Annotated in this window: 15 protein-coding genes; 7 read left to right on the forward strand and 8 right to left on the reverse strand. The window is 72.3% G+C overall.

Annotation, left to right across the window (positions count from 1 at the left end; genetic code table 11):
* Positions 1-153 precede the first annotated feature (153 nt).
* The 6 genes from ACFWYM_RS11480 to ACFWYM_RS11505 form a co-directional block, all read right to left on the reverse strand.
* A complete protein-coding gene (locus ACFWYM_RS11480; RefSeq protein WP_384833674.1) occupies positions 154-1302 on the reverse strand; it encodes an LOG family protein in 1149 nt (382 codons plus the stop codon).
* A 35-nt stretch (positions 1303-1337) separates the two neighbouring features.
* Complete coding sequence (locus ACFWYM_RS11485) at positions 1338-1742, reverse strand: VOC family protein (RefSeq protein WP_384833677.1); 405 nt, start codon at positions 1740-1742, stop codon at positions 1338-1340.
* A 98-nt stretch (positions 1743-1840) separates the two neighbouring features.
* Positions 1841-3028: a hypothetical protein gene (locus tag ACFWYM_RS11490; RefSeq protein ID WP_384833680.1), complete on the reverse strand. Its 1188-nt coding sequence runs from the start codon at positions 3026-3028 to the stop codon at positions 1841-1843.
* Complete coding sequence (locus ACFWYM_RS11495) at positions 3010-3804, reverse strand: ABC transporter ATP-binding protein (protein ID WP_384833683.1); 795 nt, start codon at positions 3802-3804, stop codon at positions 3010-3012. Before ACFWYM_RS11495 ends, ACFWYM_RS11490 begins: the two co-directional genes overlap by 19 nt.
* Before the next feature lie 208 nt (positions 3805-4012).
* The gene (locus ACFWYM_RS11500) at positions 4013-5392 is read right to left on the reverse strand and encodes an aspartate aminotransferase family protein (protein ID WP_384833687.1); all 1380 of its coding nucleotides are present in this window, start codon (positions 5390-5392) and stop codon (positions 4013-4015) included.
* On the reverse strand, positions 5377-5889 hold the full coding sequence (locus ACFWYM_RS11505; RefSeq protein ID WP_384833689.1) for an Lrp/AsnC family transcriptional regulator: 513 nt from the start codon (positions 5887-5889) through the stop codon (positions 5377-5379). The genes ACFWYM_RS11500 and ACFWYM_RS11505 overlap by 16 nt, the downstream gene beginning before the upstream one ends.
* A 169-nt stretch (positions 5890-6058) precedes the next feature.
* Between ACFWYM_RS11505 and ACFWYM_RS11510 the strand changes: the two genes are divergently transcribed.
* Both ACFWYM_RS11510 and ACFWYM_RS11515 read left to right on the forward strand, forming a co-directional pair.
* On the forward strand, positions 6059-7501 hold the full coding sequence (locus ACFWYM_RS11510) for a gamma-aminobutyraldehyde dehydrogenase (protein WP_384833692.1): 1443 nt from the start codon (positions 6059-6061) through the stop codon (positions 7499-7501).
* Between the two features lie 79 nt (positions 7502-7580).
* Positions 7581-8753 carry a PotD/PotF family extracellular solute-binding protein gene (locus ACFWYM_RS11515; protein ID WP_384833695.1) on the forward strand — a complete coding sequence of 391 codons (1173 nt, stop codon included), beginning with the start codon at positions 7581-7583 and terminating at the stop codon, positions 8751-8753.
* 32 nt (positions 8754-8785) lie between these two features.
* Here the strand turns inward: ACFWYM_RS11515 and ACFWYM_RS11520 are convergent, their stop codons facing one another.
* Together ACFWYM_RS11520 and ACFWYM_RS11525 are read right to left on the reverse strand one after the other, a co-directional pair.
* On the reverse strand, positions 8786-10048 hold the full coding sequence (locus tag ACFWYM_RS11520; RefSeq protein ID WP_384833698.1) for a cytochrome P450: 1263 nt from the start codon (positions 10046-10048) through the stop codon (positions 8786-8788).
* Between the two features lie 31 nt (positions 10049-10079).
* Positions 10080-11432 carry a glutamine synthetase family protein gene (locus tag ACFWYM_RS11525; protein WP_384833920.1) on the reverse strand — a complete coding sequence of 451 codons (1353 nt, stop codon included), beginning with the start codon at positions 11430-11432 and terminating at the stop codon, positions 10080-10082.
* Positions 11433-11677: 245 nt separating this feature from the next.
* Here ACFWYM_RS11525 and ACFWYM_RS11530 point away from each other — a divergent pair, with 245 nt between their 5' ends.
* From ACFWYM_RS11530 to ACFWYM_RS11550, 5 genes are all read left to right on the forward strand, one after another.
* Positions 11678-11866 (forward strand): ferredoxin, encoded by a 189-nt coding sequence (locus ACFWYM_RS11530; protein ID WP_384833923.1) that lies wholly within the window; start codon positions 11678-11680, stop codon positions 11864-11866.
* Between the two features lie 4 nt (positions 11867-11870).
* Complete coding sequence (locus ACFWYM_RS11535; protein ID WP_384833701.1) at positions 11871-13256, forward strand: NAD(P)/FAD-dependent oxidoreductase; 1386 nt, start codon at positions 11871-11873, stop codon at positions 13254-13256.
* Positions 13257-13268: 12 nt separating this feature from the next.
* Positions 13269-14075, forward strand: coding sequence for an acetoacetate decarboxylase family protein (locus tag ACFWYM_RS11540; protein WP_384833704.1), 807 nt, complete (start codon positions 13269-13271; stop codon positions 14073-14075).
* 163 nt (positions 14076-14238) lie between these two features.
* Positions 14239-15753 carry an aldehyde dehydrogenase family protein gene (locus tag ACFWYM_RS11545; protein WP_384833707.1) on the forward strand — a complete coding sequence of 505 codons (1515 nt, stop codon included), beginning with the start codon at positions 14239-14241 and terminating at the stop codon, positions 15751-15753.
* Positions 15746-16717, forward strand: a complete 972-nt coding sequence (locus ACFWYM_RS11550) for a 3,4-dihydroxyphenylacetate 2,3-dioxygenase (protein ID WP_384833926.1) — start codon at positions 15746-15748, stop codon at positions 16715-16717. The genes ACFWYM_RS11545 and ACFWYM_RS11550 overlap by 8 nt, the downstream gene beginning before the upstream one ends.

Raw genomic sequence — 16717 nt, forward strand, 5'->3', positions numbered from 1 at the left:
AGTTGCTGGACTTCTGGCTGGAGCGGGCGTCGTTCGGGTGAGCGGTGGGGCCGGGCCGGGCTGTGCCTCCGGCGGGTTTTCCCCAGCCCCGCCCCTTCCCGGAACCGAGGGCTCCGCCCCCGGACCCCCGTATCGGCCTGAACGGCCTCGTCCTCAAACGCCGGACGGGCTGGTGGGGCCGCTGCCCGGCGTCAGGGCGCCGGGGGCGTTCTCCACGTCCTCCACCAGCGCGATCCGGTTCTCCATCGAGCGCCCCTCGGCCAGCGCCCGCAGCAGCGGCCATGCCGGGAGGTGGCTCGTCCAGTGCTCGACGTTCACCAGGACCATCGGCCGCGGCTCGCCCCGCGACTCGTAGTAGTTGGGGGTCGCCGCGTCGAAGATCTCCTGGATCGTGCCGGCCGCGCCGGGGAGGAAGATGACGCCTGCGGTGGAGCGGGCGAGCAGGCCGTCCTCACGGGTCGCGTTGGCGAAGTACTTGGCCAGGTGCGAGGCGAAGGCGTTCGGCGGCTCGTGGCCGTAGAACCAGGTGGGGATGCCGACCGAGGCGCCGCCGGACGGCCAGCGCTCCCTGACCGTGAAGGCCGCACGCGCCCACTCCGTCACCGACGGGGTGAACGACGGTGCCTTGGCGAGGAGTTCGAGGGCCTCGTCCAGCATGGCGTCGTCGAACGGCGCCGCGTAAGCGCCCAGGTTCGCCGCCTCCATCGCGCCCGGTCCGCCGCCCGTCGCCACCGTGAGACCGGACCGGGTCAGGGTGCGGCCGAGGCGGGCCGCGTCCTCGTACTCCCGGGTGCCGCGCGCCATCGCGTGGCCGCCCATGACGCCCACCACCCGCGCCCCGGCGAGGAGTTCGTCCAGGGCGTCGGAGATGGAGTCGTCGTGGATGGCGCGCAGCATCGACGCGAGGACGTCGCCGTCCTCCTTGGTCCGCTGGAACCAGGCGTACGCGTGGGCGTCCGGCGTCGCGTCGTAGCCGTCGGGGGTGTCCAGGCCCTCGAACAGGTCGGCGGGCGTGTAGAGCAGGCCCCGGTAGGGGTTGAAGGGGAGGCCCGGGACGGGCGGGAAGACGAGGGCTCCGGCGGCGCGGACCGATGCGATGGCCTCGTCGTCCATCGGGCAGCCGAGAAACACGGCGCCCGTGACGTCGGCGGAGTGCAGCGCGGCCGTGCGGTCCGTCAGATCGACGGCCTGGACGCGGTGCCCGGCCAGGGAGCCCTCCGCCGCGACGGTCTCGTCGAACTCGGTGAGCGTCTCGATCTCGCGGTCGGTGCCGGGGCCCTCAGGGGCGGATGTGTCGGACATCCGCCCATGCTAGGCAGCCCCACGTAGCACCGGTGTCAGTTCTGCACCGCCGCCGGGTCCATCCACATGACCTCCCAGGTGTGGCCGTCGAGGTCGTCGAAGGCGCGGCCGTACATCTGGCCGTAGTCCTGGGTCTTGCCCGCCGTGCCGCCCGCCGCCACGGCCGCGTCGACGAGCTCGTCGACCTTCTCGCGGGACTCGGCGCTCAGACACAGCAGCACCTCGCTGGTCTTGGTGGCGTCCGCGATCTCCTTCTGCGTGAAGGTTGCGTAGTGCTGCTTGCTCAGCATCATCGCGATGATGGTGTCGCTGATGACCACGCAGACGCATTCGTCCGACGAGAACTGCGGGTTGATCGTGTAGCCGAGCTCCGTGAAGAACTTCTTCGACGCCTCGACGTTGTCGACGGCCAGGTTCACGAAGATCATCTGCTGGTACATGAGCGTCTCTCCCAGTGAGTGCGGGTGCCTTTCGCAGGGGTAGACACCTGTTCGGCACGGAACTCATCGGCCGGGGGGAATTTTCGTCGGAATTTTTCTCAGGGCACCAGCGGAAGCGCCGCCAGCTCCGCGACCGCCCAGGTCAGCGGCCCGAACACGACGAACAGCGCGCCCGCACGCAGCGCCGCCGAACCGCGCAGCATCGACGCGGGCGCCCCGAGCCGCAGCAGCGCGGCCGAGGTGTGGGCGCGGGACTGGCGGGCCTCGACGGCGGCCGTCGCCAGGGTCAGCACCGCGCACCCGGCCACGAGCAGCGAGCCGAGCACGGTGAGCGGGCCGGTGCCGGGCAGGGCGGGACTTCCGGAGGAGGAGATGACGGCGGCCGCGTACGCGCCGGAGGCGACCGCGCAGACCACCCCGAGCGGCCGTCCGATCCGCCGGGCCTCCTCCATCAGGACCCGCCCGGCGAGCAGCCGCATCGCCCCGGGCCGCACCATCTGCAGCAGGCGGCCGCAGAGGTAGGTGAGACCGGGTCCGGCGAGGGCCAGGCCGAGTGCGGTGAGCGCCCAGCCCGCGAGGACCCCGGCGGGGGGCTCGGTCAGGCCGCCGGGCAGCGGCAGGCCGTCGGACCCGCCCGCCCGGCTCGCGTACGTCTCCACGGCGAGGCCCGCCGCGAGCAGCGCCACGCCCCAGGGCAGCCCGCTCGGGGCGGGGGCCGGGGCGTCCGGCCGGTCGGGGTCCGCGGGGGCGGCGGGCCCGGTGCTCTCCTCGGTGGGCCTGGCGGGGCGCGGGCGCAGCACGAGGGCGCTGGCCACGGACGCCGCGATCGGGACGAGGGCGAGCAGCGTGAGGGCGGCGGCGAGCGGCAACGGCCGGTCGGCGGCGAGGAGTTCGGCGGCGGCGCCGTCGAAGGGCAGGCCGCTGATGTCGCCGCGCAGGTGGAGGAAGAAGAGGAGCGCCAGCATCGAGCCGAGGGTGCAGGCCACCGCCGTGGAGACGGCCGCGATCACCATGAGTCGGCCGGGGCCGAGCCCGACCGCCGACAGGCCGGGGCGCGGCCGGGTCGCCGGGTCGGTGCGGGCGACGGCGACGGCGAGGTGGACGGTGGCGGCGAGGGGGGCGGCGCACCAGGCGAGGCGGAGCACGGAGCCCGCTCCCGGGTGGCCCATCGCGTACCCCAGGGTGCACAGCAGCAGGAAGCCGGTGCCGGCCGCCGCCGCGGTGACCAGGAGGCGGCGCAGCAGGACCAGGGGGTGGGCGCCGCGGGCTAGACGGAGAGCGAGCACGCGGCCCGGCCTTCCGTACCGGAGGTGCCGGCGGCGCGGGTGGGCCCGCCCTGTCCGCCCTGCACGCCCTGGGTGTCCGAACTGCCCGGCAGGTGCACGGTGTTGACCCGGCGCCCGTCGAGGAGGGCGACCGTGCGGTCGGCGAGCGTGGCGACCTCCGCGTCGTGGGTGGCGAGGACGACGGTGATGCCGTGCGAGCGGGCCGCCGTGGTGAGGGTGCGCAGCACGTGGGCGCGGTCGGCGCGGTGCAGCGGGGCGGTGGGCTCGTCGGCGAAGAGCACGGACGGCGTGGTGACCAGGGCGCGGGCGATGGAGACGCGCTGCCGCTCGGCCTGGAGCAGGGCGTGCGGGCGCTTGCGGGCGACCAGGCCGATGTCGAGGCGGTCCAGCCACTCCTGGGCGGCGGTCTTGGACACGCGGTGGGAGGCGCCGCGCAGCATCAGCGGCAGCGCGACGTTCTCCCAGGCGGTGAGCTCGGGGACGAGGTGGGGCTGGGGGTCGATCCAGCCGAAGCGGTCGCGGCGCAGGCGCTCGCGGACCAGCGGGCCCATCGTGTGGACGGGGGCGCTGTTGAACCACACCTCGCCCTGCTGGGGCAGGAGTTGACCCGACAGGCACTGCAGGAGCGTCGTCTTGCCGCTGCCGCGCGGGCCGCCCACGGCGAGGATCTCGCCCTCGCGGACACCGAGCGAGACGCCGGTGAGCGCGGGGGAGCCGTTGTGTGTGACGTGCAGTGCGCGTGCCCACAGCACGTCGTTGTCCGGCGGGGCCACCATGGCGTACACCTCGGTTCGGATCAGTTGTTGCCGGTCCCCCGTACGGGGGAACGAAGGCGGGGCCGATCGGTCACTGGCACGCTAAGGATTCGGGCGGTGCGGCCGGAAAAGACGCGGCCCGGGGGCGCCCGTTCTCACTCGAACGGGCGCCCCCGGGGCCGGTGTTGGAGACCTCTCAGAGACCTCGCAGAGATCTCTCAGGAGTGCTCTACAGCTTCGTCCATGCCTCCGTGAGGACCGAGCGCAGGACGGACTCGATCTCGTCGAACGTCTGCTGGTTCGAGATCAGCGGCGGGGCGAGCTGGACGACCGGGTCGCCGCGGTCGTCGGCGCGGCAGTACAGGCCGTTCTCGTAGAGGGCCTTGGAGAGGAAGCCGTAGAGGATCCGCTCCGTCTCCTCGTCGTTGAACGTCTCCTTGGTGGCCTTGTCCTTCACGAGCTCGATGCCGTAGAAGAAGCCGTTGCCGCGGACGTCGCCGACGATCGGCAGGTCGCTCAGCTTGTTGAGGGTGCCGAAGAACGCCGACTCGTTGTCGAGGACGTGCTGGTTGAGGCCCTCGCGCTCGAAGATGTCGAGGTTGGCGAGGCCGACGGCCGCGGAGACCGGGTGGCCGCCGAAGGTGTAGCCGTGCAGGAAGGTGTTGTCGCCCTTGTAGAACGGCTCGGCGATCCTGTCGGAGACGATGCACGCGCCGATCGGGGAGTAGCCCGAGGTCATGCCCTTGGCGCAGGTGATCATGTCCGGGGCGTAGCCGAACTTGTCGCAGGCGAACATCGTGCCGAGGCGGCCGAAGGCGCAGATGACCTCGTCCGAGACGAGCAGCACGTCGTACTGGTCGCAGATCTCGCGCACCCGCTGGAAGTAGCCGGGCGGGGGCGGGAAGCAGCCGCCCGCGTTCTGCACCGGCTCCAGGAAGACCGCGGCTACGGTCTCCGGGCCCTCGAAGAGGATCTGCTGCTCGATCTGGTCGGCGGCCCAGCGGCCGAACGCCTCCGGGTCGTCGCCGTGGATCGGGGCGCGGTAGATGTTGGTGTTCGGGACCTTGTGGGCGCCGGGCACCAGCGGCTCGAACGGGGCCTTCAGGGCCGGGAGTCCGGTGATGGACAGGGCGCCCTGCGGGGTGCCGTGGTAGGCGACGGCGCGCGAGATGACCTTGTACTTGGTGTGCTGGCCCTTGAGCTTCCAGTACTGCTTCGCCAGCTTCCACGCGGTCTCGACGGCCTCGCCGCCGCCGGTGGTGAAGAAGACCTTGTTGAGGTCGCCGGGGGCGTAGTCGGCGAGACGTTCCGCCAGCTCGACGGCCTTCGGGTGGGCGTAGCTCCACACCGGGAAGAAGGCCAGCTCCTGCGCCTGCTTGTAGGCGGTCTCGGCGAGCTCGTGCCGGCCGTGGCCGGCGTTGACCACGAACAGGCCGGAGAGGCCGTCCAGGTAGCGCTTGCCCTGGTCGTCGTAGATGTAGGTGCCCTCGCCACGCACGATGGTGGGGACGGGCGCGTTCTCGTACGACGACATGCGGGTGAAGTGCATCCACAGGTGGTCGTAGGCGGTCTGGCTGAGGTCCTTGCTCACGGCTATCGGGTTCCCCACATATAGGTCTGCTTCTTGAGCTTGAGGTAGACGAAGCTCTCGGTGGAGCGCACGCCGGGGAGCGCACGGATCCGCTTGTTGATGACTTCGAGCAGGTGGTCGTCGTCCTCGCAGACGATCTCCACCAGGAGGTCGTACGAGCCCGCGGTCATCACCACGTACTCGACCTCCGACATGGCGGTCAGCGCGTCCGCCACCGGGTCCAGGTCGCCCTCGACGGTGATGCCGACCATCGCCTGCCTGCGGAAGCCCACGGTGAGCGGGTCCGTGACCGCGACGATCTGCATGACGCCCTGGTCGAGGAGCTTCTGGACGCGCTGGCGCACGGCCGCTTCGGAGAGGCCGACGGCCTTGCCGATGGCGGCGTACGGGCGGCGGCCGTCCTCCTGGAGCTGCTCGATGATCGCCAGGGAGACGGCGTCGATGGAGGAGGACGGGCTCCCGCCGCGGGAGCTGCTGGGGTCTGCGCTGCGACTGGCCACGAGTTCACTGTGCACGAGGACTCGTCAGTCCCGCAACCCCAGAGCGATGAAATTCGTTGTTTGCCAGCTCGATACTTACGGATTCCGTAGTTCGTGAGGGGTGGGGGGTGTCGAAAGCGTTGGTGTACGGACTAGGGTGGGTGTCTCAACCCTTGGACAGCTAGCTACCCAGGAGGGCCGGCAGTTGAGCACCAGTGAGCTGCGTCGTCTGCGCAACTACATCGACGGTGAGTTCCGGGACGCCGCCGACGGACGGACCACCGAGGTGGTGAACCCGGCGACGGGCGAGGCGTACGCCCTGGCCCCGCTCTCCGGGCAGGCCGACGTCGACGCCGCCATGAAGGCCGCGGCGGACGCCTTCCCCGCGTGGCGTGACCTGGTACCGGGCGAGCGCCAGAAGTACCTCCTCAAGATCGCCGACGCCTTCGAGGAGCGCGCCGAGGAGCTCATCGCCGCCGAGGTCGAGAACACGGGCAAGCCGACCGGGCTCACGCGGTCCGAGGAGATCCCGCCCATGGTCGACCAGATCCGCTTCTTCGCGGGTGCCGCCCGGATGCTGGAGGGGCGTGCCGCGGGCGAGTACATGGAGGGGCTGACCTCCATCATCCGGCGCGAGCCCATCGGCGTCTGCGCGCAGGTCGCGCCGTGGAACTACCCGATGATGATGGCGACGTGGAAGTTCGCCCCGGCGCTCGCCGCGGGCAACACCGTCGTCCTGAAGCCCTCGGACACCACCCCCGCCTCGACCGTCCTGATGGCCGAGATCATCGGCTCGATCGTGCCGAAGGGCGTCTTCAACGTGGTGACGGGCGACCGTGACACGGGCCGCCTCATGGTCGAGCACAAGACCCCCGCGATGGCCTCCATCACCGGCTCGGTGCGCGCGGGCATGCAGGTCGCCGAGTCCGCCGCCAAGGACCTCAAGCGGGTCCACCTGGAGCTCGGCGGCAAGGCGCCCGTCGTGGTCTTCGAGGACACCGACATCGCCAAGGCCGTCGAGGACATCTCGGTGGCGGGCTTCTTCAACGCGGGCCAGGACTGCACGGCCGCGACCCGCGTCCTCGTCCACGAGTCCATCCACGACGACTTCGTGACGGCCCTCGCGAAGGCGGCCGCCGACACGAAGACCGGACAGCCGGACGACGAGGACGTCCTGTACGGCCCGCTCAACAACGCCAACCAGCTGAAGCAGGTCTCCGGCTTCATCGACCGGCTGCCCGCGCACGCCAAGGTCGAGGCGGGCGGCCACCGGGTCGGCGAGCAGGGCTACTTCTACGCCCCGACCGTCGTCTCCGGGCTCAAGCAGGACGACGAGATCATCCAGAACGAGGTCTTCGGCCCCGTCATCACCGTCCAGTCCTTCGCGGACGAGGCGACGGCCATCGAGTACGCGAACGGCGTCGAGTACGCGCTGGCCTCCTCGGTCTGGACGAAGGACCACGCCCGCGCGATGCGCCTGTCCAAGGCCCTGGACTTCGGCTGCGTCTGGATCAACACGCACATCCCGCTGGTCGCGGAGATGCCGCACGGCGGCTTCAAGAAGTCGGGCTACGGCAAGGACCTGTCGGCGTACGGCTTCGACGACTACACGCGGATCAAGCACGTGATGACGTCGATCGAGGGCTGACGTTCTGAGTTGTCCGTGGGGCGGGCAGTGGACACCTTGTCCATTGCCCGCCCCACCTCTGTGAAGTGAGGCTGGGGCCATGACAGTTGCTGCACGTCGTACGTTCCTCAAGGGCCTCGGCGCCACCGGGCTCCTGGGCGCGCTCGCGGGCTGCGGGGTGCCCGCCGCCTATGTCGAGCCGGGGGAGCGCTCCGCCGGGGACCGCTCGGCGCGGGACAAGTCGCTGGCCTTCGCCAACTGGCCGCTCTACATCGACACCGACGACAAGGACAAGACGAAGCGGCCCACGCTCGACGCCTTCGAGAAGCGGACCGGCATCGACGTCCGCTACACCGAGGAGATCAACGACAACGACGAGTTCTTCGGGAAGATCAGCCCGTCCCTGATGAACCACCAGGAGACCGGGCGCGACCTCATCGTCATCAGCGACTGGATGTGCGCCCGCTTCGTACGGCTCGGCTGGGTGCAGGAGATGGACCGGGCCAGGCAGCCCAACGTCGCCAAGTACCTGGACCCGCTGCTGCGTTCGCCGCACTTCGACCCGGGGCGGAAGTCGACGGTGCCCTGGCAGTCCGGGATCACCGGCATCGCGTACAACAAGAAGAGGCTGGGCCGCGAGATCCAGCAGGTCTCGGACCTGTGGGCGGACGACCTCAAGGGCAAGGTCACGCTGCTGTCCGGGCTCGACGAGGCGTTCGCGCTGCTGATGCAGGGCGACGGCGTCGACATCACCAAGTGGCGGGCCGACGACTTCCACCGCATGTGCGACCGGGTCGAGAAGCTGGTGCACAGCCACCACATCCGCCGCTTCACCGGCAACGACTACATCAAGGACCTCTCCAGCGGCGATGTGCTGGCCTGCCAGGCGTACAGCGGCGACGTCATCCAGCTCCAGGCGGACGACCCGGACATCGAGTTCGTCGTCCCCGAGGAGGGCGCCGAGCTGTGGGCCGAGTCCCTGATGATCCCCAACCTCGCCCGCCACAAGCGCAACGCCGAGCGGCTCGTCGACCACTACTACCAGCCCGAGGTCGCCGCCGAGCTCGCCGCCTGGGTCAACTACGTCTGCCCGGTGCCCGCCGCCCGCGACGTCCTCGCCTCTGCCAAGGACAAGGACACCGCCGCCCTCGCCGAGGACCCGCTGATCTTCCCCGACGACGCGATGCGGAAGCGGCTGAAGATCGCGCGGGACATCAGGCCGGAGGAGCGCACCGAGTTCGCGAAGCGGTGGAACGCCATCGCCGGGCTGTAGCACGGTCGTTGGCGGCACCGGCGGTACGAGGGTCAGGCCGTCGTCACCTCCACCGGCAGCTCCTTGATGCCGTTGACGAAGTTGGAGCGGACCCTGCGGACCGGGCCGGCCAGGCGGATGTCCGCGATGCGGGGGATCAGCTCCTCGAACATGATGCGGATCTCCGTACGGGCGAGGAGGTTGCCCAGGCACAGGTGCGGGCTGGTCTTGCCGAAGGTGACGTGGTCGTTGGGGGTGCGGGTGACGTCGAAGGCGTACGGGTCGGGGAAGACGGACTCGTCGCGGTTGCCGGAGGCGAACCACATCACCACCTTGTCCCCCTCCCTGATCTTCTTCCCACCCAGCTCGGTGTCCCGGGTCGCCGTGCGCCGGAAGTGGTAGACGGGCGAGGCCCAGCGCAGGAACTCCTCGACGGCCGTCGGGATCAGCTCGGGCCGCTCGCGCAGCAAATCGAGCTGGGCCGGGTTCTCGGTGAGGGCGAGCATCGCGTGCGAGATGGCGTGCCGGGTGGTCTCGTTGCCCGCGACGACCAGGAGCAGGAAGTAGTTGTCGAAGTCCTGGGCGGAGAGCGGGACGCCGTCGCGCGGGGTCTCGTTGACGAGGCGGGAGACCAGGTCGGTGCCGGTGCCGCCGCGCCGACGCTCGGCCAACGCCCTTCCGTATGCGAACACTTCGGCGGCCGCGGGGGAGCGGAAGGGCAGGTCGCGGTAGCGCTCGCTGTCGGCGCTGCCGAGCAGGACGTCGGCGTAGTCGGGGTCGGTGTTGCCGATGAGGCGGTTGCCCCAGTCGATCAGGCGGCGGTTGTCCTCGGGCGGCACGTCCAGGAGGCGGGCGAGGACGTTGATGGGGAAGTCCGCCGAGACGTGGGTGACGAAGTCGAACGTGCCGCGCGGCAGGGCGGCGTCCAGGGTGCGGGCGGTCAGTCCGCGCAGGAAGTCCGTGTAGCCGTTGATGACGCTCTGCCCGAACTGGCGCTGGAGCAGCCCGCGCAGGGCCCGGTGGCGGATGCCGTCGGTCTCCAGGAGCGAGGCCCGGATGGAGATCTGGTCGTCGTCGAGCTCTTCGAGGTTGACGAACCGGGTCGAGGTGAACGTGTCCGGGTCGCGGTCCACGCGCGTGATGTCCTGGTGGCGGGTGAGCGCCCAGAAGCCCGCGTTGGGCCCGGCCTCGGGCTGCCAGTGGACCGGGTCCTCGTGGCGCAGGGTGTGGAACATGCGCCAGGGGGCCTGGCCGTCGGTGAACCGGTCGAGGTCGGTGAGGTCGACCTCGTCGAGGGGCAGGGGCGGCGGCACCATCGGGGGCTCCTTCGCAGCCGGGGGGGGGCGGTCAGAGGTGGTACGCGTACTCCGTGAACTCCCAGTCCGTGACGTGCTGGTGGAAGCGGTCCAGCTCGTCCCGCTTGTACGCGAGGAAGGCGGCGACGAAGTCCTTGCCGAGGAGCCGGGTGAGGGCGGTGTCGGCCTCGAAGGCGTCGAGCGCGGCGGGCAGGCTCATGGGCAGCAGGGCCGCCTTGCTGGTGTCGTAGCCGTACCCCTGCAGCGGGGCGGGCGGCTCCTGGGCGTCGACGATGCCGAGGAGGGCTGCGGCGAGCGCGCCCGCGACCAGCAGATACGGGTTGGCGCTGGCGTCGCCCAGGCGCAGTTCGAGGCGGGTGCCGGGGCCGCGCTCGGGCGGGATGCGCACCATCGCGCTGCGGTTGTCGGGGCCCCAGTCGATCAGCCAGGGGGCCAGGGTGTCGGGGCCGAAGCGCTTGTACGAGTTGACCGTCGGGTTGACCAGGGCGGTGAGCGCGGGGGCGTGGGCGAGGAGTCCGGCGACGGCGTGGCGGGCGGTGGGGGAGAGGCCGTGCGGGGCCGCCGGGTCGGCGAAGGCGTTGCGCTCGCCGGAGTCGCCCGTCGCCCCGTCCGCCGTGGTGCACGACAGGTGGAGGTGGAACCCCGAGCCGCCCACCCCGTTGAAGGGCTTGGCCATGAACGTGGCCAGCCTGCCCTCCGCGCGGGCGAGTTCCTTCACGGCGCACTTGAGGCGGAAGGCGCGGTCGGCGGCGTCCAGCGCCTCGGAGTGGTCGAGGTTGATCTCGAACTGTGCCCCGTCGAACTCGTGGTTGCCGTTGGTGACGCCGATGCCGAGGCCCCGTAACTGCCGCAGTGTGCGCAGCAGATGGTTGTCGGGGTCGGCGCGCAGGCCCGCCGTGTAGACGACGCCGGACGCCGCGCTGTAGCGCCGCCAGCCGCCCGGCGCGCCCGGGTCGGCCTCGCACAGGAAGTACTCCAGCTCGGGCCCGGCCACCGGGCGAAGGCCGTGCTCCGCGTACCGGTCGAGCACCGCGCGCAGCAGGTCGCGGGGGGACTCGGGCGGGGGTGCGCCCGTGCGCGGGTCGGTGACGTCGCCGAGGCAGGAGGCGACGCCCGGCTCCCAGGGCAGCGTGGCCAGGGTGGCCAGGTCCGGGCGTACGACCATGTCGGGCAGGCCCGCCTCCAGGCCCCCGGCGACCGGCACGACGCCGCCGCGCGGGGTGGTGTGGTAGACGGCCCGGCAGAAGGCGAGGCCGTGGGCGCAGGCGGTGGGCAGCTGGTCGAGCAGGACGTCGCGGGCCCGGTCGGTGCCGAGGAGGTCGGGGTAGACCACCCGGACGACGTCGATGCCCTTGGCGGTGAGCCGGTCCAGGTGCTCGGACAGCCCTGCGGGGCGGTGTGGCGGTTCCGTGCGCAGGGGGAGCTGGGAGGGGTCGTGAGCGCTCACCGCTGCCTCCTCGGGCAGGTGCTTGTTTGAAGCCAAACGGTATGTCGACCGTAGGGACGGCGGGTGCCCGCCGCAAGGCCCGGGGCGCCAACTCGCTTCTCCGCGAGGGGGATTGACCGTGCCGGGGCGGCTCCCTATGTTGTTTGGTGCCAAACGAGTTGAGCTCTCTGGAGGACCGGCCCATGAAGGTCGTCGTCGACAAGAGCAAGTGCCAGGACCACGGACAGTGCGTCTTCTCCTCGCCCGACGTCTTCCGCCTCGACGGCGAGGGGCATCTCCAGTACGTCTCCGACGCCGCCGACGAGCTGCGCGACGAGGTCGAAGAGGCCGCCGACGTCTGTCCGATGCAGGCCATCCGGATCGAGGGCTGAGGCCGTGGTGGCGAGGGACGGGGCCGGGGCCGGGCGTGTTCTTGTGGTCGGTGGCTCCCTCGGAGGGCTGCGCGCCGCCGAGCAGCTGCGGGCCGCGGGCTGGCGGGGGCCGGTGACCGTCGTCGGGGACGAGCCCCATATGCCGTACAACCGGCCGCCGTTGTCCAAGGAGGCCCTCGCCGGGACGGCGTCGTTCGACTCCCTCGCCTTCACCCCGCGCGCCGCTGCCGCCGATGTGGAGTGGCTGCTCGGGCGGCGGGTGTGCGCGGTCCGGCTGTGTGAGCGCGTCGCCGTCCTGGACGACGGCACGGAGCTGGGCTTCGCCGGTCTCGTCGCCGCCACCGGGCTGCGGCCCCGGCGGCTCACCTGCCCGGGGCCCGCGGGGCCGGACAGCGGCCGCCATGTGCTGCGCACCCTCGGGGACGCCCGTGCGCTGCGGGACGGGCTGCTGCGGCCCGGGGTGCGCCTTGTGGTGGTGGGGGCCGGGTTCATCGGGTGTGAACTCGCCTCCACCGCCCTCCAGTTGGGGGTCGCCGAGGTGACCGTGGTGGACGTCGTGCGGCTGCCGATGCTGCGGCCCCTGGGGGAGGGGCTCGCGCGGGTGCTGCTGCGCCGCCACGAGGCGCGGGGGGTGCGGTTCGTGCTGGGTGCGGGGGTGGCCGCGTTCGGCGGGGAGGGCCGGGTCACCTCGGTCGTCCTCGACGACGGGCGGGTCCTGGCGGCGGACCTGGTCGTGGAGTGCGTCGGCACGGTGCCCAACACCGAGTGGCTCGACGGGAACGGGCTCGACCTGAGCGACGGGGTGCGCACGGACGGGCAGTTGCGGATCGGGGGACTCCCGTACGCGGTCGCGGTCGGCGATGTCGCCCGCTTCCCGGACCCCCGGCACGGCGGGCTCGCGCGGCGGGTGGAGCACTGGTCGATGCCGGGGGACAGCGCGCGGCATGCGGGGAGGGTGCTGGCCGCGTACTTGGATGGGGGAGTGGTTGTGGAGGGGGCGGTTGCTGGGGGTGCGGGCGCGGGGGGCTCGGCTGCCGGGGGAGCGATTGTTGGGGGTGCGGCTGCCGGAGGGGTGGTCGTCGAGGGCTCGGCCGGCGGGGGAGTGGTCGGCGAGGAAGCGGCCCCGTTCGCGCCGCTGCCCAGCTTCTGGAGTGATCAGCACGGCTTCCGGCTGCGGTCGTTCGGTGCGCCCGAACTCGGTTCCGGGGACGTGCAGTTGATCGAGGGCACTCTTGACGAGGCCCCCGGCGCACCGGAGAACGACATCGTCGCGGGCTACCACGCCGACGGGCGCCTCGTCGGTGTCGTCGCCCTCGGCGGCCCCGGCGCCAGTGCCGCGGCCGCCCGCCACCGCGCCCAGCTGCTGCGGCAGCCCGTACCCCTCGCGTGAGGAGCACCCGCTGTGACCGGTGTCCGCGGCTTCTTCCACCCCAAGACGGCGACCGGCGCGTCCTCGCTCGTGCCCGCGCCGCCCTGGCACTACTCCGGCGACCTGCTGACCGTCGAGTACCGCACCGATGCGGCCCGGGTCCGTGAACTCCTGCCCCGTCCGCTGGAGTTGGCGGACGACGACCCCGGAGCCGTCGCGCTGATCTGGGCCGACTGGCAGTCCTGCGGGGACTCGCGCGCGGAGCTCCTCGACCCGGTGCGGTCCCAGTACAAGGAGGCGTTCGCGGTGGTGCGCTGCTCCTACCGGGGGCGGATCTACTCGCGCTGTGTCTACATCTGGGTCGACAAGGACTTCGCGGTCGCGCGGGGCCTGCACCAGGGCTATCCCAAGAAGCTCGGCTCGATCCACCAGACCCGCCCGCACCCGTACGGCCCGGCGCCCCGGATCGAGGCCGGCGCGCGGTTCGGGGCCACGCTCGCCGCGGCCGACCGGCGCCTCGCCCAGGCCGTGGTGACCCTGCGGGAGCCGTCCCCGACGGGCGGCTTCGTCAACGCCCACCCGATGGCCCACCACCGCTGGCTGCCCGCCGTCGAGAAGGGCAAGGGGCTCGCCCTGGACGAGCTCGTCGAGTCGGGCGCCGCGTCGTTCGAGGCCGGGCAGGCGTGGCGCGGCGACGCCGAGCTGGAGCTGTTCGACTCGCCGACCGAGGAACTGGCCCGCCTCGCCGTGCGGGAGCCCATCGCCGCGTACTACCGGCAGGTCGGCGTCGTCTGGGACGGCGGCCGCCTGCTGGAGTCGCACACCTCCGGCGCCGAGTGAACCGCCCCCGCGCAGGCCGGCCCGGCGGTCAGGACGGAGACCAGGACATGGACAGGGACAGGGAGAGGGGCGTGGGCAGGGACATGGACACGGACCGATGTGAAGCGCCCCGCCCCGCCGACACCCACCGCGTCACCCCGCCCCCCTCCCCCGGAGGCCCCGCATGACCGCCGCCGCCCACCGTCACACCGCCGACGTCGCCGCCACCCCCGTCGACACCCGGCACTGGATCGCGGGCCGCCGCGTCGAGTCCGCCGCCGCCTTCCCCGACAGCTCGCCCATCGACGGGCGGCCGCTCGCCGAGGTCGCCCGGGGGACCGTCGCGGACGCCGACGACGCCGTGGCCGCCGCCGCTGCCGCCTTCCCCGCGTGGGCGGCGACGCCGCGCGCCGAGCGGGCCCGGCTGCTGCACGCGATCGCCGACGGGGTGGAGGGCCGCCTCGACGACCTGGCCCGCGTCGAGACCGCCGACAACGGCGCCCTGCTGCGCGCCCACCGGCGGTCCGTCATGCCGCGCGTGGCGCACAACTTCCGCTTCTTCGCGGACCGGGCGCTCTCCCTCGGCCGCAAGGACTTCGAGACGCGCGGGCACCGCAACCACGTCTCCTGGGACCCGGCGGGCCCCTGCGCGCTCATCACGCCGTGGAACGCGCCGCTGATGCTCGCCACCTGGAAGGTCGCCCCGGCCCTCGCCGCCGGGAACACCGTCGTCCTCAAACCCTCCGAGTGGTCCCCGCTCACCGCGTCGCTGCTCGCCGACATCGCGGCCGCCGCCGGGCTGCCGCCCGGGGTCCTCAACGTCCTCCAGGGGTACGGGGCGGAGGCGGGCGCCGCCCTCGCCGCGCACCCGGGCGTACGGCGGGTCAGCTTCACCGGTTCGGTGCCCACCGGCCGCCGCGTCGCCGCCGCCGCGGCCACCCACCTCACCCCGGTCAGCCTCGAACTCGGCGGCAAGTCACCGCTGTTGGTGTTCGCCGACGCCGACCTCGACCTGGCCGCGGACCTCGCGGTGGGGCAGTACGACAACGCCGGGCAGGTGTGTCTCGCCGCGACCCGGCTGCTCGTCGAGGAGCCGGTGGCCGAGGCGTTCACGCGGCGCCTGATGGACCGGGCCGCCCGCCTCACCCCGGGGGACCCGCGGGAGCCCGGCACCGACCTCGGGCCCCTCATCCACCCGCGCCAGCTGGAGCGCGTCGACGGCTATGTGCGGCGCGCCGTGGAGGAGGGGGCACGGGCTCTGCTCGGTGGCGGCCCCAACTCCCGTCTGGGCGGCCTCCATTACCTGCCCACGCTCCTCACCGACGTCGACCAGGACAGCGAGATCGTGCAGGAGGAGGTCTTCGGGCCCGTCCTCACCCTGCAGACCTTCCGCGGCGAGGACGAGGCGGTCCGCCTCGCCGACGGCACCCGCTTCGGGCTCGCCGCGGCCCTGGCCACCGGCGACTCCCGGCGCGCCGAACGCGTCGGTGCCCGCCTCACCGCAGGAACCGTCTGGGTCAACTGCTTCTACGTGCGCGATCTGCGCGCCCCCTTCGGCGGCGCCCGGCAGTCCGGCATCGGCCGCGAGGGCGGCGGGTGGAGCTTCGACTTCTACTGCGACCTCAAGAACACCGTCACCGCGCCCACGCCCACACCCACTGATGGAGGCGGACATGCCGAAGGGAGCGGACATGGGTGAGATCGTCGGGGCCGGGCTCCTCGCCCACGTCCCCACCATGGTGCTGCCCGAGCAGGACCGGCTCGCCCTGAACGAGGGCCGCGAGATCAGCCTCGTCACCGGGCTGCGCCGACTGCGCGCCGAGGTCTTCGAGAGCGACGGCTACGACACGGTCGTGGTCCTGGACTCGCACTGGGCGACCACCGTGGAGTTCGTCGTCTCCGCGCACGCCCGCCGGGCCGGGCTGTTCACCTCCGAGGAGCTGCCGCGCGGAATGTGCCGGATGCCGTACGACTTCCCGGGCGACCCCGAACTCGCGCATGCCGTCGCCGAGTTCGCGGGGCGGCACCACACCTGGATCACGGCGGTCGACGACCCGTACCTGCCGCTGCACTACGCCACCCTCAACCTGTGGAAGTTCCTCGGCGAGGGGCTGCCCGACAAGCGGTGGCTGTCCATCGGGGTGTGCCAGACCGGGGACGCGGAGGACCATCTGCGCCTCGGGCGCGCCCTCGCCGACGGCATCGCGGCGACACCCGGGCGCCGGGTCCTGCTGATCGCCTCGGGCGCCCTGTCGCACACGTTCTGGCCGCTGCGCGAACTCCGCGACCACGAGGCGAGCGACGTCCGGCACATCCGCACCCGACGGGCCCGCGCCGCCGACGAGGAGCGCATCGCCTGGTTCAAGGAGGGGCGGCACGGCCACGTCCTCACCACCATGGGGGAGTTCGCCGAGTTCAAGCCCGAGGCGCGGTTCGCGCACTATCTGATGCTGGCGGGCGCGCTCGGCGAGGGGGCCTGTGGCGCGCCGGGGCGCCAGTACGGGGAGTACGAGAACTCGATCGGCACCGGGCAGGTCCACCTCTGGTTCGACCGGCCCGCCGCCGGGTGGACGGGCGGCGGCCCCGCAGAAGGCGTCACGGTCGCGCACACTGCTCCCGCGCACCCCCAGCGCACCCCCCACAGCCGCCCCGAGGAGGCGTGA

The sequence above is a fragment of the Streptomyces sp. NPDC059009 genome (genome assembly GCF_042740175.1).
In the GTDB taxonomy this organism is placed as follows: domain Bacteria; phylum Actinomycetota; class Actinomycetes; order Streptomycetales; family Streptomycetaceae; genus Streptomyces.

Excerpts from the sequence above, each read along its gene's own strand:
- ACFWYM_RS11480 (WP_384833674.1), bottom strand. The coding sequence starts at position 1,302 with ATGTCCGACACATCCGCCCCTGAGGGCCCCGGCACCGACCGCGAGATC.
- ACFWYM_RS11485 (WP_384833677.1), bottom strand. The coding sequence starts at position 1,742 with ATGTACCAGCAGATGATCTTCGTGAACCTGGCCGTCGACAACGTCGAG.
- ACFWYM_RS11495 (WP_384833683.1), bottom strand. The coding sequence starts at position 3,804 with ATGGTGGCCCCGCCGGACAACGACGTGCTGTGGGCACGCGCACTGCAC.
- ACFWYM_RS11515 (WP_384833695.1), top strand. The coding sequence starts at position 7,581 with ATGACAGTTGCTGCACGTCGTACGTTCCTCAAGGGCCTCGGCGCCACC.
- ACFWYM_RS11520 (WP_384833698.1), bottom strand. The coding sequence starts at position 10,048 with ATGGTGCCGCCGCCCCTGCCCCTCGACGAGGTCGACCTCACCGACCTC.
- ACFWYM_RS11530 (WP_384833923.1), top strand. The coding sequence starts at position 11,678 with ATGAAGGTCGTCGTCGACAAGAGCAAGTGCCAGGACCACGGACAGTGC.
- ACFWYM_RS11545 (WP_384833707.1), top strand. The coding sequence starts at position 14,239 with ATGACCGCCGCCGCCCACCGTCACACCGCCGACGTCGCCGCCACCCCC.
- ACFWYM_RS11550 (WP_384833926.1), top strand. The coding sequence starts at position 15,746 with ATGGGTGAGATCGTCGGGGCCGGGCTCCTCGCCCACGTCCCCACCATG.